Below are 5,379 nucleotides of genomic sequence, written 5' to 3' on the forward strand. Positions count from 1 at the left end.
CTTCGGACGACGCTTCGAAGGCGCGGAGCACGGCGCCGGCGTCTCGTACTTCTACGTCGACAACCAGCCGGGGCAGGGATCCCTGCTGCACTGGCATCCGTATCCCGAGACCTGGGTCGTGCTGGAGGGCGACGCCGCGTTCACGGTCGGCGACCGCACCATCACCGCGACCGCGGGCGACACCGTCACGGGCCCCGCCTTCGTGCCGCATCGCTTCGAGAACGTCGGATCGGGCACAATGCGACTGATCGGCATCCACGCCTCCGCCGTCATCATCCAGACCGTGGTCGACTGACCGCACCCGAGGAGAACACCATGTCCTTCCAGGCATATCTCGACGCCGTCGAGACGAAGACCGGACTCGCCCCGCGTCAGCTCGTCGACCTCGCCGCCGCGCAGGGCTTCGGCCCCGACACCAAGGCGACGCCGATCCTCGAGTGGCTGAAGAGCGAGTACGACCTCGGGCGCGGCCACGGCATGGCGATCGTGCATGTGATCACGAAGGGATCCCACATCAGCACGAAGCACGTCGGTACCGATGGCGTGCACCGGGATGCGAGCGATACGCTCTGGCTCGACGGCAAGGACTCGAACCCGCACCGCGGGTGAGGTCGCCACCCGCTACCAGCAAGGACACCGCACATGGCCGTTCGCGCCGACCTCAACATCTCCCTCGACGGGTACGCCACGACGACCGACCAGACCCCGGAGAACCCGTTCGGCGAGGACTGGGGGCGTCTCGTGGCCGCGTACACGGCGACGCGCACGTTCCGCGAGCGCGTCCTGGGGGATCCGTCGGGCGGCACCACGGGCGTCGACGACCGCTACGGCGCCGCGTACTTCGAGAACATCGGCGCCGAGATCATGGGCGCGGGCATGTTCGGGCTGCACAACTTCCCGGACGACGCGGAGTGGCGCGGCTGGTGGGGCGAGGAGCCGCCGTTCCGCTGCCCCGTCTTCGTGCTGACCCACGACGCGGGCCGCGCGCCGATCTCGTTCGCCAACGGCACGGAGTTCCGGTTCCTCGACGCCGCGCCCGAAGAGGCGCTCGCGCTCGCCGCCTCCGCGGCGGCGGGTGCGGACGTGCGCATCGGCGGCGGCGTCGACACGGTGCGCTCGTTCCTCGCCGCGGGGCTGGTCGACCGCCTGCACGTCGGCATCACGCCGATCCTGCTCGGGCGCGGCAAGAACCTGTGGGCGGATCTGCGCGGGCTCGAGAGCGACTACACGGTCACGAGCGAGGTCGCCGAGAGCGGTGTCGTGCACGTGACGTTCGCGCGCGACTGAGCGGACGGGCGGCCCCCGGACGACGTCGGCGGTCGGGCCGGGTAGTCGTCAGGCCGCGTGGCGGGATCCGGCGTCGCCGGATCCGTTCGCATCAGGGCCGTTCACATCGGGGCCGCTCTGGTCCGTCCCCTCGGCGGCGGGAGCCCCGGCGTCCTCGATGTCCTCGTCGGAGGGAGCGGAGGCGACCTTCGACGAGCGCTTGGCGTAGATCGCACGCGAGGCGTCGGAGAGCGGGTTGCGCAGGAACAGCAGCGAGATGCTGATGCCGATGAGCGCGGCGAACAGGGCCGCGAGCCACCAGAACTCCCGGAAGATGGGGAAGAAGAACCACAGGATCCCCAGCGGCACGAGGAACGCCAGCAGGCGCAGCACCGAGTACACGAGCAGGGGAGGAAGTTTCACCCGTTCAGTCTAAGAGGACGCGTTCGGCACGCGCTGTGAGGCCCCTATGCCGACGCTCGGTCCATGGGTCCTCCGGCGCTGCCGCGGGACGGATCCGTCGGCCGCGGGCATGCCTACACTGGAAGGGTGGCACGTTTCCTTGTGATCGGCGGCTTCCTGGCCGCGGTCTTCTGGGTGTTCAGCATCGTCGACTGCATCGTGCAGCCGGCGAGCCGGCACCGCGGCGTGCCCAAGGGCGTGTGGATCGCGATCGTCGTCGTCTTCCCCGTGATCGGCGGCCTGCTGTGGTTCACGATCGGGCGCACCCGGCGCGGACGCACCGCGGATCAGGAGCGTTACCTGCCGCTCGACGACGTCGATCCCGCCGCGCGGCCCGCCGACCGGATCAGCGCTGCCGAGCAGGAGCGGCTGATCCGGGAGCTCCAGGAGGAGCTGTCCCGGCTCGACGACCGCGGCGACACCGACACCCCCGGCCCGCGCCCGTGACGCCGCGGCCCTCCGCGGATCCCGCGTCCGCTGCGGCGGGGACCGCAGGGCAAGAGCCGTCTCCGTCTCCCTCTCCGGCGACCGAGGCGGCCGTGCGCCTGCTGACCGGCCTCATCGCGCACGGGGTCCGTGACATCGTGCTGTCCCCCGGGTCGCGCTCCCAGGCGCTCGCGCTCGCCGCGGTCGCCCTCGCCCGATCCGAATCCGTGCGCGTGCACGTGCGGATCGACGAGCGGGTCGCCGGGTTCACCGCCCTGGGCCTCGGGCGCGGATCCGGGGCGCCGGCGGCCGTCGTCTGCACCTCGGGCACGGCCGCCGCCGGATATCTGCCCGCCGCGATGGAGGCCTTCCACGCGGGAGTCCCGCTGATCCTCCTCACCGCCGACCGTCCTCCGGAGCTCCGCGGTGTCGGGGCGAACCAGGCCACGATCCAGCCCGGCATGTACCGGCCCTGGGCGCGGTCGAGCATCGACGCGCCCGTGCCGGGAGAGGCGGATCCGGCGCTCTTCGAGACGCTCGCCGCCGAGGCCGTGGCCGTGGCGCTCGGCGCCCCGGGCGAGGGGCTCGACGGCGTCGCCGGACCCGTGCACCTGAACCTGCCCCTGCGCGAGCCGCTGTCCGGACCGATGCCGGATCCGCTCCGCGCCGCTCCCGGATCCGCGCCGCGCCCCGCACCCGGGGCGGCGCTGCGGGTCCGCCGAGGGCCGCGCACGCTCGTCGTCGCCGGGGCGGACGCCGGTCCGGAGGCCGAGCGGATCGCCCGCGCCGGCGGGTGGCCGCTGGTCGCGGAGATCGTGAGCGGATCCCGCTTCGGCGCCCACGTCGTCCCCGCCTACCGCGAGCGGCTGCGCGACACCGCGCTGGCCGACCGGATCGAGCGGGTGATCGTGTTCGGGCACCCGACGCTCAGCCGCGAGGTCGCGGCGCTGCTGCGCCGCACCGACCTCGAGGTGATCGCCGTCCGCCGCGGCGGCGAGCGGCTGAACCTCTCCGGCGCCGCGACCGACGCGCGCGCGATCGAGGTCGAGACGGGCGCGGAGTCCGGCGCGGACGCGGAGGCGTGGCTGGCCGCATGGACCCGGCCCGATGCGCCGTGCGCGGACGGTGCGGGAGCCGACGGGGCGCTGGACCGCGCCGCGCTCGTGCGGGCGGTGTGGGCGGCGACCGGGTCCGACGATCGGCTGGTCTTCGGATCCTCCCGGATCGTCCGGGTGGCGGACCAGGTGCTCCCGGGCAGGGACATGCACGTGCACGCGAACCGCGGGCTGGCCGGCATCGACGGCACGATCGCGACGGGCATCGGCATCGCCCTCGCCGCGGCGACCGGATCCGCGGGACTCGCGGACGAGGACGCCGGCGGGGTCGGGGTCACCCGGGTGCTCCTCGGCGACCTGTCGCTCCTGCACGACGTGGGATCCCTGCTGCTGCCCGGCGACGAAGCGGTCCCGCGGCTCCAGGTCGTCGTCGGCAACGACGGGGGAGGGACGATCTTCGACGGGCTCGAGGTCGCCGGCACCGCCGCGGCGGAGGATCTGGACCGCGCGTTCTACACGCCCCAGTCCGTCGCGCTGGCCCCCCTCGCCGCCGCGTACGGGTGGACCTATGCGCGGGCGGCGACCCGCGACGAGCTTCAGCGCGCGCTGTCTGCGGAGGTCGGAGGGCCGCAGCTGATCGAGGTTCCGCTGGCGCGCTGACGCCCGGCGCGCCGGGATCCGGTCCGCCCCGACGCGGCCGCGCGGATGCGGCATCATGGGGCCATGAGCCAGCACTCCGCCGGGTGGACAGCCCCCGCCACGGAAGTCCTCCGCGTCACCCCCGCCGGTCTGAGCGGGGTCGATCCCGATGCGACGCCCGGATACCAGGGCAAGAAGGCGGACGGCGCCGAGTCGCTGGCGTCGGGCCTCGCCGCACTCGGCGACCTGCAGGAGCGCCTCTTCGCGCGCTCCGCGGTGGGCGAGGCGCAGGCGGGCGTGCTGCTCGTGCTGCAGGCGATGGACTCGGCGGGCAAGGGCGGGATCGTCCGGCACGTCGTCGGCGGCGTGGATCCGCAGGGCATCGAGCTCGCCGCGTTCAAGGCTCCGACCGCCGAGGAGCTGCAGCACGACTTCCTCTGGCGCGTCGAGAAGCGCCTGCCCGCGGAGGGCAAGATCGGCGTCTTCGACCGTTCGCACTATGAGGACGTGCTCATCGGCCGGGTGCGCGCGCTCGCGCCGGCCGAGGAGATCGAGCGCCGCTACCGGGCGATCGTCGACTTCGAGAAGCGCGTGGCCGACTCCGGCACGCGCATCATCAAGGTCATGCTGCACATCTCCCGGGACGAGCAGAAGCAGCGCCTCATGGAGCGGCTGGAGCGTCCGGAGAAGCACTGGAAGTTCAATCCCGGCGACACCGACGAGCGCCTGCTCTGGGACGACTACATGGCGGCGTACGACACCGTCTTCGCGCGCACCTCGACCGACGACGCCCCCTGGTTCGTGATCCCGGCGAACCGGAAGTGGTACGCCCGCCTCGCGGTGCAGGAGCTGCTGCTGGCCGCCCTCGAGGACATCGACCCGCAGTGGCCTGTCGCCGACTACGACGTCGCGGCGGAGATGAAGCGCCTCGCCGCGAGCTGATCCCCGGGCCTGGGGCTCCCAGGTCGGGTCGTCGACGCCCCCTCGTGGGATCGACGCCCCCTCCTGCGCGCGTTCCTGCGAGGGGGCGTGGACACTGCGAGGGGGCGTCGGCGCTGTAGCGCGCCACGGCGCGAGCCCAGCGCGAGCCCAGCGCCCCCGCGAGCCCGGATCCGCGGAGCCGCGTGGCCATTCGGGTTAGCCGGAGTCATCCTCGGGGTTTCCCGGAGTCATCCTCCAGAGGGATGTGCGCGGACCCCCTCGCCGCATAGCGTCGAAGGCATGATCACAGCAGAGGGCCTCAGCAAGAGATATGGACCCAAGACCGCGGTCGACAACGTGTCGTTCACCGTCCAGCCGGGTTCGGTCACCGGCTTCCTCGGACCGAACGGCGCCGGCAAGTCGACCACGATGCGCATGATCGTGGGCCTGGACCGCCCGAGCTCGGGCCGCGTCACCGTGAACGGCCAGGAGTACCGCAGCCTGAACGCGCCCCTCACCGAGGTCGGCGTGCTGCTGGACGCCAAGGCAGTCCACACGGGCCGTTCCGCCCGCAACCACCTGCGCGCGCTCGCCGCGACGCACGGGCTTC

Annotated in this window: 8 protein-coding genes; 7 read left to right on the forward strand and 1 reads right to left on the reverse strand. The window is 73.0% G+C overall.

The window, feature by feature from the left end:
• The 3 genes from B7X32_RS17900 to B7X32_RS17910 form a co-directional block, all read left to right on the forward strand.
• On the forward strand, positions 1-295 hold a 295-nt coding region (locus tag B7X32_RS17900), incomplete at its 5' end, for a cupin domain-containing protein (protein WP_292722718.1).
• Between the two features lie 20 nt (positions 296-315).
• Positions 316-609: a DUF4287 domain-containing protein gene (locus B7X32_RS17905; RefSeq protein WP_292722720.1), complete on the forward strand. Its 294-nt coding sequence runs from the start codon at positions 316-318 to the stop codon at positions 607-609.
• Between the two features lie 33 nt (positions 610-642).
• Positions 643-1,287: a dihydrofolate reductase family protein gene (locus B7X32_RS17910; protein WP_292722723.1), complete on the forward strand. Its 645-nt coding sequence runs from the start codon at positions 643-645 to the stop codon at positions 1,285-1,287.
• 48 nt (positions 1,288-1,335) lie between these two features.
• On the opposite strand, the gene B7X32_RS17915 is transcribed toward B7X32_RS17910, so the two are convergent.
• On the reverse strand, positions 1,336-1,689 hold the full coding sequence (locus B7X32_RS17915; protein ID WP_292722726.1) for a DUF4229 domain-containing protein: 354 nt from the start codon (positions 1,687-1,689) through the stop codon (positions 1,336-1,338).
• A gap of 126 nt (positions 1,690-1,815) precedes the next feature.
• Between B7X32_RS17915 and B7X32_RS17920 the strand changes: the two genes are divergently transcribed.
• From B7X32_RS17920 to B7X32_RS17935, 4 genes are all read left to right on the forward strand, one after another.
• Entirely contained in the window at positions 1,816-2,175 is a 360-nt protein-coding gene (locus tag B7X32_RS17920) for a PLD nuclease N-terminal domain-containing protein (RefSeq protein WP_292722727.1), read from the forward strand.
• Positions 2,176-2,267: 92 nt separating this feature from the next.
• Positions 2,268-3,869, forward strand: a complete 1,602-nt coding sequence (gene menD, locus B7X32_RS17925) for a 2-succinyl-5-enolpyruvyl-6-hydroxy-3-cyclohexene-1-carboxylic-acid synthase (RefSeq protein WP_292722728.1) — start codon at positions 2,268-2,270, stop codon at positions 3,867-3,869.
• A gap of 63 nt (positions 3,870-3,932) precedes the next feature.
• Positions 3,933-4,790 carry a polyphosphate kinase 2 family protein gene (locus tag B7X32_RS17930; RefSeq protein WP_292722731.1) on the forward strand — a complete coding sequence of 286 codons (858 nt, stop codon included), beginning with the start codon at positions 3,933-3,935 and terminating at the stop codon, positions 4,788-4,790.
• A gap of 279 nt (positions 4,791-5,069) precedes the next feature.
• The coding region (locus B7X32_RS17935; RefSeq protein WP_292722733.1) for an ATP-binding cassette domain-containing protein at positions 5,070-5,379 on the forward strand (310 nt) is incomplete at its 3' end.

Origin of the sequence: Microbacterium sp. 13-71-7, from assembly GCF_002257455.1 — a bacterium.
GTDB lineage: Bacteria > Actinomycetota > Actinomycetes > Actinomycetales > Microbacteriaceae > Microbacterium.